Annotated in this window: 17 protein-coding genes; 13 read left to right on the top strand and 4 right to left on the bottom strand. The window is 69.0% G+C overall.

The features are described 5' to 3' along the window. The first annotated feature begins 150 nt into the window (after nt 1–150). From E4634_RS02860 to E4634_RS02830, 7 genes are read left to right on the top strand one after another with little or no spacing between them, the layout of a single operon-like run. Nucleotides 151–909: a DUF975 family protein gene (locus E4634_RS02860; protein WP_135441077.1), complete on the top strand. Its 759-nt coding sequence runs from the start codon at nt 151–153 to the stop codon at nt 907–909. Between the two features lie 4 nt (nt 910–913). After that, nucleotides 914–1603 (top strand): RDD family protein, encoded by a 690-nt coding sequence (locus tag E4634_RS02855; protein WP_135441076.1) that lies wholly within the window; start codon nt 914–916, stop codon nt 1601–1603. Continuing rightward, complete coding sequence (locus tag E4634_RS02850) at nt 1600–2547, top strand: stage II sporulation protein M (protein WP_135441075.1); 948 nt, start codon at nt 1600–1602, stop codon at nt 2545–2547. The genes E4634_RS02855 and E4634_RS02850 overlap by 4 nt, the downstream gene beginning before the upstream one ends. Then, the gene (locus E4634_RS02845; protein ID WP_135441074.1) at nt 2537–4090 is read left to right on the top strand and encodes a DUF4129 domain-containing protein; all 1554 of its coding nucleotides are present in this window, start codon (nt 2537–2539) and stop codon (nt 4088–4090) included. The genes E4634_RS02850 and E4634_RS02845 overlap by 11 nt, the downstream gene beginning before the upstream one ends. Then, nucleotides 4083–5462 (top strand): DUF4350 domain-containing protein, encoded by a 1380-nt coding sequence (locus tag E4634_RS02840; RefSeq protein ID WP_135441073.1) that lies wholly within the window; start codon nt 4083–4085, stop codon nt 5460–5462. The genes E4634_RS02845 and E4634_RS02840 overlap by 8 nt, the downstream gene beginning before the upstream one ends. Then, nucleotides 5459–6427 carry an AAA family ATPase gene (locus E4634_RS02835; RefSeq protein WP_135441072.1) on the top strand — a complete coding sequence of 323 codons (969 nt, stop codon included), beginning with the start codon at nt 5459–5461 and terminating at the stop codon, nt 6425–6427. The genes E4634_RS02840 and E4634_RS02835 overlap by 4 nt, the downstream gene beginning before the upstream one ends. 10 nt (nt 6428–6437) lie before the next feature. Then, complete coding sequence (locus E4634_RS02830) at nt 6438–7766, top strand: DUF58 domain-containing protein (RefSeq protein WP_135441071.1); 1329 nt, start codon at nt 6438–6440, stop codon at nt 7764–7766. On the opposite strand, the gene E4634_RS02825 is transcribed toward E4634_RS02830, so the two are convergent. Further along, a complete protein-coding gene (locus E4634_RS02825) occupies nt 7763–9703 on the bottom strand; it encodes a sensor histidine kinase (protein ID WP_167854744.1) in 1941 nt (646 codons plus the stop codon). The genes E4634_RS02830 and E4634_RS02825 overlap by 4 nt on opposite strands. Before the next feature lie 82 nt (nt 9704–9785). On the opposite strand from E4634_RS02825, the gene E4634_RS02820 reads away from it, so the two are divergent. Beyond that, a complete protein-coding gene (locus E4634_RS02820) occupies nt 9786–10421 on the top strand; it encodes a LuxR C-terminal-related transcriptional regulator (RefSeq protein ID WP_167854743.1) in 636 nt (211 codons plus the stop codon). Nucleotides 10422–10449: 28 nt separating this feature from the next. On the opposite strand, the gene E4634_RS02815 is transcribed toward E4634_RS02820, so the two are convergent. Continuing rightward, entirely contained in the window at nt 10450–12828 is a 2379-nt protein-coding gene (locus E4634_RS02815; RefSeq protein WP_135441068.1) for a hypothetical protein, read from the bottom strand. 108 nt (nt 12829–12936) lie between these two features. On the opposite strand from E4634_RS02815, the gene E4634_RS02810 reads away from it, so the two are divergent. The 3 genes from E4634_RS02810 (at nt 12937) to E4634_RS02800 (ending at nt 14709) form a co-directional block, all read left to right on the top strand. After that, complete coding sequence (locus E4634_RS02810; RefSeq protein WP_167854742.1) at nt 12937–13767, top strand: inositol monophosphatase family protein; 831 nt, start codon at nt 12937–12939, stop codon at nt 13765–13767. Between the two features lie 62 nt (nt 13768–13829). Beyond that, entirely contained in the window at nt 13830–14378 is a 549-nt protein-coding gene (locus E4634_RS02805; protein ID WP_135441066.1) for a L,D-transpeptidase, read from the top strand. 52 nt (nt 14379–14430) lie between these two features. Then, complete coding sequence (locus tag E4634_RS02800; protein WP_135441065.1) at nt 14431–14709, top strand: Lpp/OprI family alanine-zipper lipoprotein; 279 nt, start codon at nt 14431–14433, stop codon at nt 14707–14709. A 34-nt stretch (nt 14710–14743) separates the two neighbouring features. On the opposite strand, the gene E4634_RS02795 is transcribed toward E4634_RS02800, so the two are convergent. Together E4634_RS02795 and ggt are read right to left on the bottom strand one after the other, a co-directional pair. Next, nucleotides 14744–15637: a L,D-transpeptidase family protein gene (locus E4634_RS02795; protein ID WP_206046776.1), complete on the bottom strand. Its 894-nt coding sequence runs from the start codon at nt 15635–15637 to the stop codon at nt 14744–14746. Nucleotides 15638–15662: 25 nt separating this feature from the next. Then, on the bottom strand, nt 15663–17381 hold the full coding sequence (gene ggt / locus E4634_RS02790; RefSeq protein WP_240725059.1) for a gamma-glutamyltransferase: 1719 nt from the start codon (nt 17379–17381) through the stop codon (nt 15663–15665). Between the two features lie 268 nt (nt 17382–17649). On the opposite strand from ggt, the gene E4634_RS02785 reads away from it, so the two are divergent. Further along, a complete protein-coding gene (locus tag E4634_RS02785) occupies nt 17650–18729 on the top strand; it encodes an MBL fold metallo-hydrolase (protein ID WP_135441063.1) in 1080 nt (359 codons plus the stop codon). Nucleotides 18730–18928: 199 nt separating this feature from the next. Then, complete coding sequence (gene zwf, locus E4634_RS02780; RefSeq protein ID WP_135441062.1) at nt 18929–20383, top strand: glucose-6-phosphate dehydrogenase; 1455 nt, start codon at nt 18929–18931, stop codon at nt 20381–20383. Nucleotides 20384–20418: the final 35 nt, after the last annotated feature.

The raw sequence follows: 20418 nt of genomic DNA, 5'->3' as shown, positions 1-20418 counted from the left end.
CTCGCCCGGCCCCGCCGCCGCAACACGCGCGTGAATCACGCATTCCGCCGCTTTTTGGTTGCCTGCACAGGCCCGACTGCTAGGATGGAAGCCACCGCGAGCCGGAATGTCGCGGACAACAACAACATTGCGCCAGGGAGAAGTGCCAGCATGAGTGATGCAAATCGTTACAGTGCACCCGCAGCGGAGCTCTACGAGCCGCGGGTGGAGGGGGAGTACGGCAGTGTCGAGAACGGCATCGCCGGCAACTACGAACTGCGGATCGGCGAGGTGCTGTCCAGCGCCTGGGACGCGATCAAGGGGCGTAAGAGCACTGTGCTGGGCGCTTCCGGCCTGGCGTTCGTCGTCGTGCTGGTCTACATCGCGATCTCCGGCACCATCCAGTTCATGTTCGCCAGCGAGGAAGGCCCCGGTGTGGGGGCGAGCCTGATCACCCTGCCCATCGACTTCATCTACTACGCAATCACCGCCGCCATGACTGCCGGCTTCTATGTCATGGGTGCGAAGATCTCCATCGGCCTGCCGGTGAACATGACCGACGTCTTCCGCTACATCGGCAAACTGGGCAAGGCGTTCCTCACCTACCTGCTGATGATGTTCATGGTGCTGGTCGGCCTGTTGCTGCTGGTACTGCCAGGCATCTACCTGATCGTCGGTTACAGCTTCGCCGTGACCCTGGCCCTGGAGAAGGGCATGTCGCCGTGGCAGGCGCTGGAGACGTCGCGCAAGACCGTGCACCATCAATGGTTCAAGCTGTTCGGCCTGATGCTGCTGATCGGCGTGCTGGGTATGCTCAGCGTCTTCACCCTTGGTATCGCGCTGATCTGGCTGGTACCGCTGATCTGCGTCGCCTACGGCACCATCTACCGCGACATGTTCGGCCTGGAGCAAGAAACCCTGGCGAGCTGATGCCGTGGCGGTAGAACTGGACACCCTGCACAAGGTCGTCACCCCCGAGAACATCGACCTGCAAGTGGAGTGTGCCGGGCCCGTCAGCCGCTGCCTGGCTTACCTGATCGACCTCGGCATCCGCGCCCTGGTGATGCTGGTGCTCGGCCTGCTGGCGCTGTTTCTCGACCGGGTCGGGGTCGGCCTGCTGATGCTCGGCTGGTTCGCCCTCGACTGGTTCTACCCGGTGCTGTTCGAAGTGCTGCGCGACGGCCAGACCCCGGGCAAGCGCGCCCTCGGCCTGCGCGTGGTACACCTGGACCTCTCGCCGATCCGCTGGAGCGCCTCGCTGGTGCGCAACCTGTTGCGCACCGTGGACTTCCTGCCCGGCACCTACCTGCTGGCGACCCTGAGCATGTGCATGACGCGCCGTTTCCAGCGCCTGGGCGATCTCGCCGCCGGCAGCCTGGTGGTATACCACACACCGCTGGCGCCGACCGCGGCGCTGCCCGAGGTGCGCGCCATCTCCGCGCCGCTGGCCCTGGACCGCGACGAGGCCCGCGCCCTGGTCGACTTTGCCTGCCGCGCCAACACCCTCAGCGGCGCGCGGCAGCGCGAGCTCGCCGAACTGCTGGCGCCCGCGCTGCCGGGCACTGTGGACGACCCGGTGCGCTACTGGCAGGGCGTGGGCCTGGGCTTGATGGGGGAGACGTGAAACAGGCCGACTTCGAACGCCGCCACGCGCCGCTGTGGGAGCGCTGCGAGAGCCTGCTCGCCACACCCGCACAGGACGGCGCCTCGCTGCCCGCCGTGTACCGGCAGGTCTGCGCGCACCTGGCCCTGGCCAAGCAGCGGCGCTACACGCCGGAGCTGGTGGCGCGACTCAACGACCTCGCCGGCCGCGGCTACTTCGCGCTGTACGGCGCCAGCCGCAAGCACCAGCGACTGTGGCTGCGCTTTTTCGTGGTCGACTTCCCCGCCGCGGTCGCGCGCAACCGGCGCTTCGTGCTGGCGGCGGCGCTGCTGTTCATACTGCCCGGGCTCGGCCTGGGCCTCGCCGCCTGGCTCACCGAGGATGCAATCTACAGCTTCTTCGGCGCCTCCCAGGTGCGCGAGTTCGAAGCCATGTACGACCCGGCGAATGCGCGCGTGGGGCGCGATCGCGACAGCCAGGACGACTGGCAGATGTTCGGTTTCTACATCTACAACAACATCGGCATCGCCTTTCGCACATTCGCCACCGGGCTGTTGTTCGGCGCCGGCAGCGCCTTCTTCCTGGTCTACAACGGCCTGGCCATCGGCGGCGTGATGGGCCACCTGACCCGCGCCGGCTACGCCGTGACGTTCTATCCCTTTGTCATCGGTCACGGCGCCTTCGAACTCACCGCCATTGTGCTGAGCGGGGCGGCCGGCCTGCGCCTGGGCAGCGCCCTGCTGCTACCGGGCAATCGATCCCGACTCGGTGCCTTGCGCCAATGTGCACCTGAGACGGCGGTAATCATCTACGGCGCCGCCGCCATGCTGGTGGTCGCCGCGGCCCTCGAGGCGTTCTGGTCCTCGCGCACCAGCCTGCCCGCCGGCCTGCGCATCGGTGTCGGCGGCGTCCTGTGGTGCCTGGTCATCGCCTACCTGGCGACGGGGGGCCGGCGTGCAGCTTGACGAACTGGCCATTGCGGTGCGCCAGCGCAGCGGCTGGAGCGCCATCGACCTCGGTTTTACGCTCACCCGGCTGTGGTGGCGCGCCCTGTTCCTGAGCTGGCTGCTGCCCGCAGGGCTGGTATTCTGCGTGCTGCACGTGGTGCTGTACAAGTACCCGCAGTTCGCCATCCTGCTCACCTGGTGGCTGAAACCGGTGTTCGACCGCTTCCCGCTGTACATCCTGAGCCGCAGGGTGTTCGGCGAGGACACCGGCCTGCGCGAGGCCCTGCGGCAGTGGCGCGAGATCTGCCGCTGCGACCTGCTGCCCTGGCAGCTGTGGCGGCGCTTCAACCCCCTGCGCTCCTTCGTCATGCCGGTGACCGTGCTCGAGCGCCTGCAGGGCAAACCGCGCGAACGGCGGCTGCGCGTGCTGCAGTTGGCCAGCGGCAACCAGGCTCTGTGGTTGACCATGATCTGCCTGCACCTGGAAACCCTGATGGTATTCGCCGCGATAATGACCGGCTTCCTGCTGCTCCCCGCGGGCGAAAGTTCGCAGTTTATCTCGCTGGCGGAGGCCGCCGCGGAGACCGAGACCGCGCTGCTGTTCAACGCCCTGTCACTGCTGGGCATGGCCCTGGTGGCGCCGTTCTATACCGCCGCGGGCTTCACCCTGTACCTCAACCGGCGCGTAGAACTGGAGGGCTGGGACATCGAGGTCAGCTTCCGCAACCTGGCCCAGCGCCTGGCCGCAACGCGCAGCGCGGCCGCCCTGCTGCTGGTCGGCGTGCTGGCGGCGGGGTTCCTGCACGCGCCGCAGACACTGGCGGAGGCGCCCCCACCCGACCCGACACAGGCGTCGGCGGTAGCGGAAGTGGACGCCGAGGTCGCCCGCGAGGAGATCGATGCGGTACTGGCGGGCGAGGCCTTCCACGAGGTACTTGTTACCACGCGCTGGCAGTGGAAACACGCCAGTGAGGATGACCCGGAGGGCAGTTTCCCGAACTGGCTGATCCTCCTTGTCGAGTCGCTGGAGAAGGTCTGGCCCGACTGGGACTGGCCCGGCTTCGACCAGCCGCTGGCACTGCTGGCCTGGCTGTTGCGCTTCGCCGTGGTTGTCGTGCTGCTCGCGCTGCTGCTGTACGTGGCGCTGCGCTACCGGGAAACGATTGGCCGCTGGACCGGTCGCGCGCGCACGGACGCGGCGCCGGACGCCCCACCGGAGCGCCTGTTCGGTATGGCGGTGACCCGCGAAAGCCTGCCGGTAGACGTGCCCGCCGAGGTCGCGGCCCTGTGGCAGGCCGGCGAGCAGCGCGCGGCGATGGCGCTGCTGTATCGCGGCGCTCTGTCACAGTTGCTGCACCGTTTCGACATTCCCTTTACCCACGACCTCACCGAGCGCGAATGCGCCGAGCTGGTTGCGGCCCGCAGTCCGGCACCGGTAGCGCAGTTCTTCGGCCAGATGACCCGCGGCTGGATGCGCCTGGCCTACGGCCACGTCGCGCCGAGCGGCGCCTGGGTGGACGACCTGTGCCGGCAGTGGCGGGAGTTGTTCGGGCATGAGTAACCGCGGCCTGATCCTGCTGATTGCCCTGCCGGCGGTGTTTTTCCTGTTCGCCTTCCTCGCACTGTTCGAGGCCAAACGCGTCGAGAATGACACCGGCTGGACCATCGAGGCCTATATCAACCCGCACCTGGCCGCGCGCCAGTTCCTCGAGCGCCTCGGCGCGCAAGTGGCAACCCGCGACAGCCTGCCCCTGGACGCGGCGCTGCCCGCCGGCGGCACCGTGTACCTGAGCCAGCCGGGCCAGGTGCTGACCTCGGCGCAGGCCGCGCGCCTCACCCGCTGGATGCGCGACGGCGGGCACCTGGTCCTGCGCGTCAATGCGGGGGAGCAGGACAACCCGCTGCTGGATGATTTCGGCGTCATCGTGGAGGGCACCTATTGCGGCTGCGAGGTCGAGGACGAAGCGTCCGGGGCGACGGGCGAAGAGACCGGGGAGAGCGCAGAAAGCACCGAGGAACCGACCAGCCTGTCCGAGGCCCTGCGCCAGTACAACGAGGAGATCCGCGCCCAACTGGATGGCGAGGCGCCGGCGGAGGACGACAGCACTGCGCAGGAGGAGGTCGACCCCCACGCCGGGCACCTCAGCGAACTCACCTTCGAGGGCGTGGAGGAAACGCTGACCATCGATCTCGGCCAGGCCACGCAACTGTTCCACCCGGCGTTGGCTGAAGAATGGGAAGAGCACCTGGAAGAGGAATGGGAAGAGGATTTCCCGGATTCTGCGTATGACGATTACGCCGCCCCGGACGAAGCCGTGCCACAACCGGTCTACTACGCCGGCAGCGAGCAGGGCGTCAACTTCATGCAGTTCGAGGTGGGCGACGGCCTGCTCTCGCTGCTGGCTGGGGCCGACCCCTTCGCCAACGGCAGGATCGGCGACTACGACCACGCCTACCTGCTGTGGCTGCTGAGCGACGGAAACGGAGAGACCCTGCTGTTCCACGGCGCCCACGCCCCCAGCCTGTGGCAATTGCTGTGGCGCCACTTCCCCGAGGCCGCTGTGGCTGCCCTGGTCCTGTTTGTCGCCTCGCTGTGGGCGGCGGGCCGCCGCTTCGGCCCGGTGGTGGAGCCGCCGGTCATCGAGCTGCGCGGCATCGCCGAGCACCTGCGCGCCAGTGGCGACTACCAGTGGCAGCACGGCGCCGCGCAGGCGCTGCTGCAGCCGCTGGAGGCCGCGGTCATGGAGCGGGCGCAACGGCTGTTCCCGCATCTCGACCAGCTGCCGGCGCAACAGCAACTGGACCTGCTAGCACAGCACAGCGCCTTGCCCGAGGCGGCCATCCGCGACGCCCTGTACGGCGAGCCGCCACAAACCCCCGGCGCTTTTACCGAGCGCGCCCGATTCCTGCAACAACTGGGAGAAGCCCTATGACCGAAGACCATCCAGGCAGCGGCGACGCCGCCTGCGCCCGCCTGCGCGACGCGCTCAATCACGTGCTGGTGGGCCAGGAGGCGGTGGTGGACCAGGTGATCATCGCCCTGCTCGCCGGCGGACACGTGCTGCTCGAGGGCGTGCCGGGGCTGGGCAAGACGCTGCTGGTGCGCGCACTGGCCGGCTGTTTCAGCGGCAGCTACCGGCGCATCCAGTTCACCCCGGACCTGATGCCCGCGGACATTACCGGCCACGCCATCTACAACATGGCCGAGGGCAGTTTCCGCGTGCGTCGCGGACCGGTGTTCACCCACCTGCTGCTGGCAGACGAGGTCAACCGCGCGCCGGCCAAGACCCAGGCGGCGCTGCTCGAGGTCATGCAGGAGCGCCAGGTGACCATCGAGGGCGAGTCGCTGCACATCGAGTCGCCGTTCATGGTACTGGCCACGCAGAACCCGATCGAGCAGGAGGGCACCTACCCGCTACCCGAGGCGCAGCTGGACCGCTTCCTGCTCAAGGTGCTGATCGACTACCCGTCGGAGGCGGCGGAGGTGTTGCTCACCACCCAGGTCACCGGCGGCGAGACCGAGCGCAACATCCCCGGGACCGACGCACCGGGCCGCCTGAGCCCGGCAGATATCGACGCCCTGCGCCAGCGCGCCGCCGAGGTACTGGTGGACGCGCAGCTGGTCGACTACGCGGTGCGCATCGCGCGGGCCACGCGCAGCCACCCGGGCATCCGCGTCGGCGCCAGCCCCAGGGCGAGCATCGGCCTGGTGCAGTCCGCCCGCGCCCGCGCACTGCTGCGCGGCGAGGACTTCGTGGTTCCCGACGACATCAAGGCCATGGCGCTGCCGGTACTGCGCCACCGCATCATCCTCACCGCGGATGCGGAGATCGACGGGCAGACACCCGACCAGGTGCTGCAGCGCCTGCTCGAGGACGTGGACGCGCCGCGCGCATGAGGCCCGCAGCTTGAAACCGGGTCCGGCGGGCCTGCGCGCACTGTGGTGGCTGCTGGGCCTGGGCCTGGCAGTGGCCGCGCTGCGCCTGCTGCAATGGCCCGGGGCCGCGCTCGCCGGTCCGCTGTGGCTGGCGGCCGCCGCCGGCCTCGCGGGCGCGGCGCTGGTGGATGCCTGGCGCGTGCTGCGCGAGGCGCCGGTGAGCTGCGCCCGGCAGCTGCCGCGCAGCCTCGCCCTGGGCCGGCGCAACCGCATCGGCATCGCCCTGGCCAACCCCGGCGGCCGGCGTGTCAGCGGCCTGGCCGTGGACCACTACCCGGAACACCTCGCGGTCCACGACCTGCCGCGGCCATTCAGCCTGCCCGCCGGCGGCGAGCTCGAATTCGATTACCAGGTGGAACCCACCCGTCGCGGCGAGCTGCATTTCACCGCCACGGAGTTGCTCATCGACAGCCCCTGGCAGTTGTGGCGCCGGCGTGTGCAGCGCGAGGACAACGCCGCACTGCGCGTCTACCCGGATTTTTTCGCCGCGGGCAACCTGCGCGAAATCAGCGCCGAGGAGCGCGCGCGCATGCTCGGCATTCACCTGCAGCGGCGCCGCGGCGAGGGCACCGACTTCCTGCAGCTGCGTGAATTCCGCGAGGGAGACATCCTGCGCCAGGTGGACTGGAAAGCCAGCTCGCGGCTGTGCAAGCTGGTCTCGCGCGAATACCAGGACGAGCACGACCGCGACATCATCTTCCTGCTCGACTGCGGCCGCCGCATGCACGGCCGCGACGGCCACCTCAGCCATTTCGACCATGCCCTCAACAGTATCCTGCTCACCGCCTGGTTCGCCCTGCGCGAGGGTGACGGTGTCGGCGTGTGCACCTTCGCCGGCCGCGAACTGTGGCTGGAACCGGGCAAGCACCGCCACGGCATCAACCCGCTGCTCGACGGCCTCTACGACCTGCAGGCGACCACCCAGGGCACCGACTTCATCGAGGCCACCCAGCGCCTGTGCGCGCGGCGCAGCAAGCGCGCCCTGGTAATCCTGGTGACCAACGTCCAGGCCGAGGACGCCGAGGACCTGCGCAGCGCAACGCGCATCCTCGGCGAGCGCCACGCGGTGGTGCTGGCCAACCTGCGCGAACGCGAACTGGAGGAGCGTGCGACAGCGCCCATCGAGCACTTCGAGGACGCCCTCGCCCACAGCGTGGCGGTGGACATCCTGCGCGAGCGGCAGCGGGTGATCCGCCAGTTGCGCGAGACCGGCACCTGGGTGGTGGACTGCCTGCCGCACCAGCTCAGCCAGTCGCTGGCCGGGCAGTACCTGGCGCTCAAGCGCAGCGGTGCGGTCTAACCCGGGAAATTCCGGCCCGTGGCCAGCTCCAGGCGCACCCGGGCGATGACCCCGGCGCCGGCGACGCTGTCCAGGGTGAAGTCGTAACCCTCGCGCCGGCACAGGCTGTTGACGATATGCAGGCCCAGCCCGTGTCCTTCGCGGGATTCGTCGCCCTGTTCGAAGGCGCGCTGCAGGCGCTCGCGCTGCGCCGGGTCCATGCCGCCGCCGCTGTCTGCGACACAGATCGTGCAATGCCCCGGTGAGCGCCGGCAGCCGATCAGCACGCCGCCGCTGCCGGTGTGGGCAATGGCGTTCTTGACCAGGTTGCTGACGATGCGCACCGTGGCCAGCGGGTCGCCCACCACCTGTGCCGACGACGGCCGGCAGCGCAGGCGCAGGCCCTTGTCGCCGGCCTCGGCACTGAACATGCGTGTCACCGCGTCGAGCACCAGTTGCACCGGGAACGGCTCCTGCAGTTCGCGGGCCGATGGCGCCGCCGCGTGCTCCGCGCGGGCGTTATCGAGATAGCCGCTGACCAGGGCGTCGAGGTAGGCGACGCTCTCCAGTGCATCCCCCGGGGAACCACCGCTGCCCGGCATCTGCGCCAGCGCGACCTTCAACGCCGCCAGCGGCTGGCGGATGTCGTGGCTGGCGCCGGCCAGTTGCAGGCTCTTTTCCCGCGCCAGGCGCAGGGCATCGTTACGGCCGGCCTGCGCCGCCTGCAGCGCGTTGCGGGTGCGCGCCTGTTCCGCCAGCGAGCGCATCTCGCGCTCCAGCGCCGCGTCGCGCTGGCGGCGCACCTCGGCGGCCTGGTCCGCCATCGCCATGCCGAACATCAGCGCATCGAACAGGATGCCCGCCTTGGTCACCTCGAAGGCCAGCGCCACCGGCAGCACGCCGGGAAAGCTGTGCACCAGGCTCGACACCACCGCGGCGCTGCAGATGCCGATCCAGCCGGCGACATAGAACCGCGCAAAACGCTGGCCGCCGAGCAGGGCGTTGACCCCCGCGGCCAGGTACACCGCGGCGCCGATGCTACTGAGCCAGAAGCCCACCCGCTTGACCTGCTGGTCTTCCACCAAAACTCCCCACAACAGGGCCAGCGCGCAGGCCCACATGATGGCGACGATCACGCGGTCGAAGCGCGGCGCGGTGCGCCAGGTCTGCAGGAAGTGGCGCGAGAAGCTGGCAGCGGCGACGTTGATGAGCAGGCCCAGCGGCAGGGCGGCAAACGCATTCCAGCCCGGCAGCTGCGGCCACAGGTACTGGAAACTGAGGCCATCCATGTGGAAGACGTAGAGCACCGCCGCACCGAGGTAGAGGATGTAATGCAGGTGGATGCGGTTGCCCAGCAGCAGCCACTGGAACAGGCCGTAAAGGAACATCAGCGCCGCCGCGGTATAGAAACCCGCGCTGCGCGCCACCGCCAGCTCGCGCATGTCGGCGAAACTCTGTTCACTCTCGATGGACACCGGCAGGTAGCTGGTGCCGCGCGAGGTGTAGCCGATCAGCAGTTCGCTGTCCTCCCCCGCGTCCAGGTCGAAGTCCACGGCGAGGTGGCGGTAGTCGAGGGGGCGGTCGCCGAAATCGCTGTTCTCGGAATTGCGCATCAGCGTCTGCCACTGCCCGGAGCGCCACTGGTAGACGGCGATGTCGTTCATGAAGCGCGTATTCAGCGCCAGTACCCAGGTCGAGGCCTGGCGGGTGTGGTTGCTCAGTGGCAGGAACAGCCAGACGGTGCGCGCGGTAAAGCCGAAGTCGAGCTGCTGGCCCGGCACCGGCGCAAACTGCGCAGCGACACGTTCGCGCACCAGGGCCGGGTGAGTATCTACCGGCAGCGTGTTGAGCTCGAACAGGAAATCGCCGTGCACCTGGCGGTAGTGACGGTCCGCCTGCAGCTCCAGGGCCTGGGCCGGCAGGGCGCCTGCCAGCACCAGCCACAGCAGAACGCGCATTGCCCTGACCGCCACCGCTGCCATGTCAGCCCTCGGCTATACTGGAGGCTTTCCAGCCTACACCGCGCGAGGTGTTTCCGCCATGCAAGCCCAGCGTGTGGTTATCGCCGACGACCACGCCATCGTGCGCCGCGCCCTCGCCGACATGCTCGCACAGTTCCCCGCGGTCGACCTGGTGGGCGAGGCGGAACACGGCATCGACGCCATCGCCGTGGTCAAGGTACAGCAGCCGGACCTGTTGCTGCTGGACATCGCCATGCCCTACGTGGGCGGCCTGGAAATCATCGACGAGATCCAGCAGTGGAGTCCCGCCACCCGCGTCGCGGTGTTTACCGGCGTGCGCTCCGGCGGCGTGCTGCGCGAACTGCTGCAACGCGAACTCCCCGGCCTGCTGCTCAAGAGCATCCCCGCGGAGGAACTGCGCGCCGGCCTCGAGCGCATCCTGCGCGGCGAGACCTACGTGTGCGAGGAAGCCCTGCAACTGGCCAGCGACGCCGACTCGCTGGCGGCGCTCACCGCGCGCGAGCGCCAGGTGATGCAGCAGGTGGTCGCCGGCGCCAGCAACCAGGAGATCGCCGAGCGCTTTAATATCAGCGCGAAAACCGTGGACAACCACCGCACCAACCTCATGCGCAAGCTCGACGTGCACTCGCTGGGCGGACTGCTGCAGGTGGCTCTTCGCGAGGGCATGCTGGCCGGCGACGGCCAGGAAGCCTGACTCCCGGGCGCAGCGACCGCCGCCCGCGTCACTGCTCGACAATACTCTCCACGACCAGGCGATTGAGACCGGCGGCCAGCGCCAGCGGGTCCAGCACGTTGAAGTCGACACGGTATTCGCTGCCATCGCCGAAGCGTGCGAAACCGGAATACTGGCCATCGACGACGCTGTAACCCACCGCGGACAGGGTCGGGATCTGCGCCAGTCCGCGCGCGACTTCCTGGCGGGCAGCGTCGACCGCCTCCTCCAGCGGCAACGCGTCGACCACTGCCTGCGCTGCGATTACCTCCTCGCTGGTTTCCGGAATGCGCTCGATGTTGTCCGCCGCGGCGAGGATGTCCGCGGCGTCGCCGGCACTGATCACGTCGCGGTTGATGCGGTAGCTCTTGCTCACCGAGATGGTCGCGATCACCACGTCCACGTTCACTGTGACCTTCACCGTGTAGTCGATGTGGCGACGATCGTAGACCGCGTAGAGCGCCTCGCGCAGGGCGGCGCGCACCGTGTCGTCATCCTCTTGCGCGGCGCGCCGGCGCAATTCCTCCAGCGCATCGACATAGGGCGCGATAGCGCTGCGCGCCTGGCTGCGCGCGCTGCTTGCGGCACTGCTGGCGATGCTGTCGCGCTTGCTGTCCGAGGGTGTGCACACGCCGAGCACGCAGTAGCGGCGCCTGTTGATCTCGTCGCGCACCTGCGAGCGCACGCTGGAATACACCTGGTCGGGCACCGCTTGCAGGGCGCTGATCGCGTTACTGGTGATCCCCGGTATCGCCTCGCGCAGGCCGCGCAGGCTGAGTTCGAACTCGTAGTCCGCGACGGCCGCCTCGAGCTCGCTGCGCGCGTCGGCGATCTGCCGGTCGACGTCGTCGAAGGCGTCGTTCATGCGCCCGCGCACATAGCCGCCTATCGGTTCATCAAGGCCCACACTGGCATGGGTCTCGCCGTCGCGGAAACTGACCTGTACCGGGAAGTCCATGTCCGCATCCGCGACCCGGGCCTCCAGGGTCAGCGAACTGTTGTCGAAGCGCAGCTTGCCCTCCAGGCTCGCCTCGGGCAGGAAGGAACGATAGCCGCCGGCGAACTTGCCGGATAGCTCACCCGCAGCGTTCGCGGTGAATGCGGCCTGCAGTTCGGTCTGCGGCAGGATCGGCAGCCAGTCAGGCTGCCAAGACACGTCGGGTGCGATGCGCGCGTACAGCGACAAGCGTTGTTTCTCCGCCGGCTGCAGCGGCTGTACGTCGTAGTTGGCGCTGGCCTCGGCGAGGTCGAAGTCGAACAGGCCGACGCCGAGGATGCCGAAGGCGACCTGGGCGTGACCGTTGAAGCCGGCGAAGTAGCCGACCTCGGAGTTGAACGGGTCGGCGAGGTCTATATCCGCGAAGCTCGGTTCGCGGACCAGGAAATCACCGCTGAAGTTCAGCACGTCGAACACCTTGATGCCGACCGACTTCTCCCCGGTCTGGTAGCGGTGCGCGTAGAACGGAATCGGTCCGGGCAGGCCCGCCAGCGGCACAAAGGGTAGCAGGCCCTGGTCGGACTCCGCCTCGCCGCGCACCTCGCCGAGGAAGCTGCCGAAGCGGTAGAGCATCTCGTCCACCGGGTCGAGGATGAACACCACGCTGCCACCCAGCGGCGGCTGCACGTTCACTACCGCGGAGCCACCGGCGCGGTCGCCCACCTCCATCTGCACGCCGCTGGACAGGTAGAACAACAGGTACTGGCGCTCGTCGATCAGGCGGATGCGGATATCCTCGATGGCGTTGATCTCGGCGCCGGTGTAGGTGCCGACCTGGGCACGGGTGGTGGAGAGAATGCCGATGTAATCGGTGACCTGCTCGGGGAGGACGGCGCTACCGGACAGGGAGAGCAGCTCACCACTTGCGTCGAAGCGCAGGTCGATGTCGGCAGCGGTCAGCAGGCGCTCGGCGGGAGCATCCGCGTCCAGGCCCAGCGAGCCCAGCAGGTTGTAATTGCCCACCGCCGGCAGTGCCCGGCCATCGTCGCGCAGGTCGCCGCGCCCCAGCCGCGGGTTGACCAGGAAGCGCGGGGTCAGGGTGAACACGGCGTCGGACTCGAGCAGCGCCATGAGTTCCGGCTGGTCGGCAAAGCCGGCGGTCACCAGGGTGCAGGGCTTGCGCGAGTTGCCGCACAGCGCGTTGTCGCCGGCGGCCCAGCCGAGGAAGCTGTTGTTGGCGTGAGGGACGGCGATAAAGGTCTCCGCGAAGTACTGGTCGACCACGTCGATACTACAGATTCGCTCCCGCGCACAGCTGTGGGCGCCCGATTCCGTGATCACCTGGCCGCCGGGAGGCACCGCCACCTCCACCTTGCAACCCGCCAGGGTCAGGGCCAGAGCGAGTACCAGTGGGTGCACCCATCCATCGCGTATTCGATTGGCTCGTCTCATGATCCTGCACCCGTCACTCCATGATCGGCCCAGTATGGCGGGGAGCCCGGGGGGCGCCCATAGGGGGATTTCCTCATTCGCGCGTCCGCCGGTGCTAAACTGGAGCCCGTGAATATCGACCACGACAGTATCTGCGCCGCACTGCGGCAGACCGCCTGCGAGGAGATCCTCCCCCTGTGGCGCAACCTCGAGGCCCACCAGGTGGAACTCAAGCGCGCCGACGACGCGGTCACCGACGCCGACCGCAACTGCGAGCGCGTGCTCGGGGCGCGCCTCGCCGCCCTGCTGCCGGGCTCGCGGGTGGTCGGGGAAGAGGCGGTACACGCGGACCCGTCGCTACTGCAGGCCCTGCAAGGCGACGCGCCGGTGTGGATCCTGGACCCGGTGGACGGCACCAACAATTTCGCCGCCGGCGAGGGTCCATTCGCGGTGATGGCCGCACTGGTGCTGCGCGGCGAAACACTCGGTGCGTGGATTCACGACCCGGTGCGCGAGAGCATGCTGCGCGCTGAGCGCGGCGCCGGCGCCTACCTCGACGACACGCGACTGACCCTGTCCGCCCACGCGGGACCGCTCGACAGCATCGAGGGCGCGCTGTCCGGCAAGTACCTGCCCGAGGCCATGCGCCCCGCCGCGCGCGCGGGTGCGGCGCGCCTGGGCCGGACCTGGGCCAGCGGTTGCGCCGCCTTCGACTACCTGACCCTGGTCACCGGCGGCTGCCAGTTCCTGTTCTACTACCGCACCCTGGCCTGGGACCACGCCCCGGGCGTACTGATCGCCAACGAGGCCGGCGCCGTCACCGGCCGTTACGACGGCAGCCCCTACCGCCCCGCCAGCGAGGCGACCGGCCTGCTCTGCGCCTGCGACCAGGCCACCTGGAATACCGTGCGCGACACCCTGCTCCCGGACCAGCCGCACACCGGCGGGGGGCAGCCGTAGCTGCGACAGCGCTGCCGCGGCGATGGGCCGCCGGGCTGCGCCGGGCGTGCCTGCTGCTCGCATTGCTCACCACTGCCGCACTGCTGCCCCCTCTGGCGCTCGGCGGCGAGGAGAGCGCAGCGCACACTGACCCGCTGTGGCTGCTGATCGACACCAGCGCGCTGACCCTGGCAGTGATGCGCGGCGATGCCGAGGTCGCCCGCTACGACAACATCGCCATCGGCAGCGGCGGCGCCGCGGCGGACAAGCGCCTGGGCGACGAGCGCACTCCGCTGGGCGAGTTCCACATCAGCGAAATCCGCCCCAGCGATCGCTTCCTCCTGTTCCTGGCACTCGACTATCCCACGCTCAAGCACGCCGAGCGCGCCTGGGGCGACGGCCGCATCGACGAGCGCACCTGGCAGCGCATCCGCCTGGCCTGGACCAACGGCGGCCCGCCGCCCCAGGACACCGCCCTGGGCGGACACCTGGGCATTCACGGTATCGGCGCCGGCGACCCCGAAATACAGGCTACTATTAACTGGACCAACGGCTGTATTGCCCTGACCAACGCGCAGGTGACGGAACTCGCCGGTCTCGTCACCGTCGGAACCAGGGTCTCGATTCGCTAGCCCATACCGCGGGCCAAGTTCCACGGCCCGTCACTCACCCGAGGAGCAACCCATGAAGACACTCGCCAGAATCACCACCTCCACCGCACTGCTGGCCGCCCTGGCGGCGACCACCGGCTGCGCCACCAGTTCCGACATCGACGCGCTGCGTGCCGAGATGATGGCGGAGATCAACCGCGCCAACGCCACCGCGGACAAGGCCGCCGCGGACGCCGCCAGCGCCAAACAGGACGCCGCCTCGGCGAAGGCGACCGCCGACCAGGCGCTGCAAAGCGCGCAGGCAACCGACGAGAAACTCGACCGCATGTTCAAGAAGTCGATGTACAAGTAAGTCCGGCGCCGGTCGCCCCGACCGCAGGAGACAGTCAGCGGGAGATGGCGACCGGCATGCCGCTGGGTGCGGCCAGTGCGCGGTCCAGGGCGGTCTGGTCCAGCCGCGCCGGGCGCCCCAGCTGCGCCACTGCGATAGCCGCCAGCGCCTGCTCGCGCAGGGTCTGCGGCTGCCAGCTCTCCTCCTCCAGCGGCGGGTGCACCTCCAGGTAGAGCACCCCGTCCAGCCACCCCGCCTTGACCGGCTGGTTGACGATACGCACCGGCGTACCCACCGCGACCCGTTCAAACAAATCCTCGATATCCTCCGGCAGCAGGCGGATGCAGCCGTGGGACACGCGCATACCCACGCCAAACGGCTTGTTGGTGCCGTGCAGCAGGTAGCCGGGCATGGCCAGGCGCAGGGCGTAGCGCCCCAACGGGTTGTCCGGTCCGGGCGGCACCACCGCCGGCAGCGGGTCGCCCTGCGCCGCGTGCTCGGCGCGGATGCTGGCCGGTGGCCGCCAGCTGGGGTCGCGGTCGCGGGTGTTGATGCGGGTCTCGCCCAGCGGCGTGGCCCAGTCCATGCGGCCGATACTCACCGGGTAGGTGATCACCTCGGCGCGCTGCTCCGCCGCGGGTTCCGGGTAGAAATACAGACGCATCTCCGGCAGGTTCAGCACTACACCGCGATAGGGCGTGGCGGGCAGGATGAACTGCAGCGGCAGCACCACCGGCGTGCCCGCGCCGGGCAGCCAGCGATCGACCGTGGGGTTGGCGAGCACGATGGCGTCCTGGCCGACGTCGTTGTGGCGGGCGATATCGACCAGCGTGTCCTGCGGCCGCGCCGGGATCACCGCCACCGCACCGACCAGGTCGTCCTCGGGTTCCGGCAGGGGAAAGCTCGCCGCCCCGGCGCGCGCGGCGAGCAGGGACAGACTCAGCAGCAAAGAAGTAAGCGCGCGCAAGAATCGGTTACCAGGCGGCGACGGTACCGTCCTTGCGCATCTCGGTGGCACCGGTGTAGACGCCGCTTTCCGGGTCGCGCCAGATCGCCTGGTAGCCGCCGAAGGGCACGCCGCTGCTGTTGATCTCCACCCGGTGGCCCATGGCGCGCAGGCCTTCGACGGTGGCCGCAGGCACGCCCGGCTCCAGGTACAGGGTGCCCAGGGTATCCTCGTCGAGGCCGGTGGGCTGGCGCCCGCCCTGGTGCATGAAGCGCGCGGCGTCGCCCGCCTCCTGCAGGTTCATGCCGTAGTCCACCAGATTGACCAGCATCTGCACATGGCCCTGTGGCTGCATGGCGCCGCCCATCAGGCCGAAACTCATCAGCGGCTCGCCGTCCTTCATCACGAATGCGGGGATGATAGTGTGGAAGGGACGTTTGCCCGGCGCGTAGCTGTTGGCGTGGCCGGGATTGAGGTCGAACAGCTCGCCGCGGTCCTGGAACATAAAACCCATGCCATCGGCGACCATGCCCGAACCCATGCCGCGGTAGTTGGACTGGATCAGCGAGACCATCATGCCGCTGGCGTCCGCCACCGTCAGGTAGGTGGTGTCGCCCTCCCCCTCGACGCGCACATCGCCGGGCACGAAACCGGGGTTGGCGCGCTGCGGGTCGATCAGGGCGAAGCGTTCGCGGCCGTAGGCGTCGGAGAGCAGTTCCTCGGCGGGCGTCGCGGCGAACGCCGGGTCCGCGTAGTAGCGCGCCACGTCCTCGAAGGCCAGGCGCTTGGCTTCCACCAGGTAGTGGAACACCTGCGCCGAGCCGCGCGGCCACTGCGCGAGGTCCACGTTCTTGAGGATCGACAGCATCTGCAGGGCCGCGAAACCCTGGCCGTTGGGCGGCAGTTCGTAGAGCTGGTAGCCGCGGTAGTCGACCGCGGCCGGTGTCACCCACTCGCCGCTGTGGGCGGCGAAGTCCGCGTACTCGGGTCCGCCGTCCATGCCGGCGAAGTAGTCCGCCATCGCCTGCGCCAGCCGGCCGCGGTAGAACACGTCGCGGCCCTCCAGGGCGATGGCCTCGTAGGTGCGCGCCAGGTCCGGGTTGGTGAACAGTTCCCCCGCCGCCGGCGCTCGGTCGCCGCGGAACCAGGTGTCGCGGATATTGTCCAGCGCCGGCTGGCCGGCGAACTCGCGGTTGAAGACCTTCCAGCCGCGCTCCAGGTAGAAGGCCACCACCGGCGAGACCGGGAAACCGCGGCGGGCGTAGTCGATGCTCGGCGCCAGGACCTGGCTCATGGGCACGCGGCCGAAACGCTGGTGCAGGGCGAACCAGGCATCCACGGTGCCGGGCACGGTGACCGGCAGCGGGCCGTAGGCGGGGATGCCAGCCAGGTCCGCCGGCAGCGCGCCGCTGGCCTTGCCGCGTTCGATGCGCTCGCGCAACTGGGCAAGGCTCTGGCCCTGGGGCGAGCGGCCGGAACCGTTGTAGCCATACAGCTGCCTGCTGGCCGGGTCCCAGACGATGGCGAACAGGTCGCCGCCGATGCCGCAACCGGTCGGTTCCATCAGCCCCAGCGCGGCGTTGGCGGCGATCGCCGCATCCACCGCCGAGCCGCCGTCGCGCAACACCTGCAGTGCGACCTGCGAGGCCAGCGGCTGCGCGGTGGCGGCCATGCCGTTGGCAGCGTACACCGGGCTGCGCGACCAGGCCGCGCCCACCGGCCGGCCGCCGGGACCAAGCTCAGGCACCGCGACAGTCTCCGCGGCATCCGCGAGTGGCGCGGTGGCTGCGCCCGCGGTGCTCGCATCCGGCGCGGACGGGTTGCTGCTGCAGGCACTGACCAGGGCGAGAACAGGCAAATAGAGGAGGGGCAAACAACGGCATAGACGTCTCATCGGCATTCCACGGCTCGGGGAATCTTGGCTACAGCATACCGCAACTACCGCGCACACAGGGGTATGGACAGCCCGACGGGCAATCGCGACCATAGTGCCTCGACGCAATCGGGGACAGTGCATGCCGGAACAAGTTGACGAGATCTACCGCGGGCTGAAGTATCCCTTCGGCCGCAAGCCCGACATCCGTCCCGGCGAACCGGTGGAGATCGCACCGGGGGTCTACTGGGCACGCTTCGCCATGCCCATGGCGCTTGACCACATCAACCTGTGGCTGCTCGAGGACGGCGAGGGCTGGACCGTAGTCGACACCTGCCTCGACATTCCCTCCACCCGCGAGACCTGGGAACACCTGTTCGCCGACTTCATGGGCGGCCGCCCGGTCACCCGGGTGCTGTGCACCCACCTGCACCCGGATCACGTCGGCGCCGCCGGCTGGCTCACCACGCGCTTCGACTGCGAGCTGTGGATGTCGCGGGAGGAGTTCCTCATGTGCAAGGCGCTGACCGCGGACACCGGCCGCCCGGCGCCGGAAGTCGCACTGCGCTTCTACCGCCGCGCCGGCTGGAACGAACACCAGTTGGACCTGTACAAGCAGCGCTTCGGCCAGTTCGGCCAGTACGTCTCCCCGCTGCCGGACAGCTTCCGCCGCCTGGTGGACCGCGAGACCATCACCATCGGCGGCCGCTACTGGCAGCCGCTGGTCGGCCGCGGCCACTCGCCGGAGCACGTGTCCCTGTACTGCCCGGCGCTCAAACTGCTGATCTCCGGCGACCAGGTGCTGCCGCGCATCACCCCCAATGTCAGCGTGTTCCCCACCGAACCCGAGGGCGACCCGCTGCGCGAGTGGCTTGTCGCCAACGCCGACTTCCGCGACAGCCTGCCGGACGACCTGCTGGTACTGCCCGCCCACGAGAGCCCGTTCTACGGCCTGCACCACCGCCTCGGCCAGGTGATCGAGTCGCACAACCGCGACCTGCGCAACCTGTTCGCCTACCTCGATGAACCCAAGCGCGTGGTCGACTGCTTCCCCGCCCTGTTCAAGCGCGAGATCGACGACAGCGTGCTCGGCGCGGCCACCGGCGAGATGCTCGCCCACCTCAACTGCCTGCTGCGGCGCCGGCGCATCACCCGCCGGCGCGACGACCACGGCGTGCACTGGTACCGGCAGATCGCGGCCACCGCGGACGCGGATCGCTGAGCGCAAACACGCGCCGGCGCAGACAAGGCCGCGGCATTCCTGCTACCATGAATGGCATCGAGCGGCGCCCAGAATGCCGCCCGGGCTGCGTCCGACAGCCCTTCTCTACACCCGCGCCCGCAATCGCGACCGAACCTGAGTACCCAGCACGCCGGTGAGACCACCTCCCCGGCCTGCGTTTGTCCGAGGCCTGACAGCTATGAGTGACATGGTCGATCTGGTGATATTTGGCGGCACGGGAGACCTCTCCACGCGCAAGCTCCTGCCCGCCCTGTTCCAGTTGCACCGCCACGGGCTCGCCGAGCGCCTGCACCGCATTATCGCCACCGGGCGCGCCGAGACCGACACCGACAGCTTCCGCGAGGAAGCGCGCGGCAACCTGCAGCGTTTCCTACCCGAGGGCAGGTGGGACGACGGTATCTGGGACGCCTTCCGCGAGCGCCTGTATTACGTGCGCGTGGAAGCCGACCACCCGCAGCACTACAGCGACCTCGCCGGCCTGCTCGACACCGGCGAGGCGCCGGGGCGCCTGTACTACCTGGCCACCCTGCCCGCGCTCTACGGCGAGATCTGCCGGCAATTGCAGGGCGCCGGCGTGGTCGACGAGTACAGCCGCGTGGTGCTGGAAAAACCCCTGGGCCACGACCTTGCCTCCTGCCACGCGATCAACGCGCAGGTGGCGCAGGTGTTCGACGAGGAGGCCACCTTCCGTATCGACCACTACCTGGGTAAGGAGACGGTGCAGAACCTGCTCGCCCTGCGCTTCGGCAACCAGCTGTTCCACCCGATGTGGAACAACACCTATATCGAGAGCGTACAGATCACGGTGGCCGAGGAGATCGGTGTGGCCGGCCGCGGCAGCTACTACGCCGACACCGGCGCGCTGCGCGACATGGTGCAGAACCACCTGCTGCAGGTGCTGTCCATCGTCGCCATGGAACCGCCGGCCACCCTGCAGCCCGGCGATATCCGCGATGAAAAGATGAAGGTGCTGCGCTGCCTGGAGCCGATCAGCGCCGACAACGTCGCCGAGTGCACAGTGCGCGGGCGCTACGCCGCCGGCGCGGTGGCCGGCGAGGCGGTGCGCGGCTTCCTCGAGGAGGACGCCTTCCACGACGCCGACACCACCGAGACCTTCGTCGCCCTCAAGGTGAACATCAACAACTGGCGCTGGGCCGGCGTGCCCTTCTACCTGCGCACCGGCAAACGCCTGACCCGGCGCTACTCGGAGATCGTAATCGAGTACCGCCGCCAGCCCTTCTCGCTGTTCGCCAACGACCCGCAGGAGCTGACCAACAAGCTGGTCATCCACCTGCAGCCGGAGGAGAGCATCACCCTGCACACCCTGAACAAGAAGCCCGGGCTGCGCAGCAAACTCAAGCTCAAGCCGGTGGAACTGCACCTGACCGATGACGACGAGCGCGACGAGGACAGCTACGACGCCTACGAGCGCCTGCTGCTGGACGCCCTGCACGGCGACCAGACCCTGTTCATGCGCCGCGACGAGGTGGAGACCGCCTGGCGCTGGATCGACACCATCATCGCCGCCTGGGAAGAGGCCGGCACGCCGGTCAAGAACTACAACGCCGGCACCATGGGACCGAACGCGGCCACCGCCCTGGTGGCAGTGGACGGGCGCCAGTGGCACGAATGACGGCAGCGTGTGGTGAGCAGTGCAACGAGTGGCAT

The sequence above is a fragment of the Mangrovimicrobium sediminis genome (assembly GCF_004745945.1).
Classification (GTDB): Bacteria; Pseudomonadota; Gammaproteobacteria; order Pseudomonadales; family Halieaceae; genus Mangrovimicrobium; species Mangrovimicrobium sediminis.
This window is presented reverse-complemented; position numbering and strand designations above follow the sequence as displayed.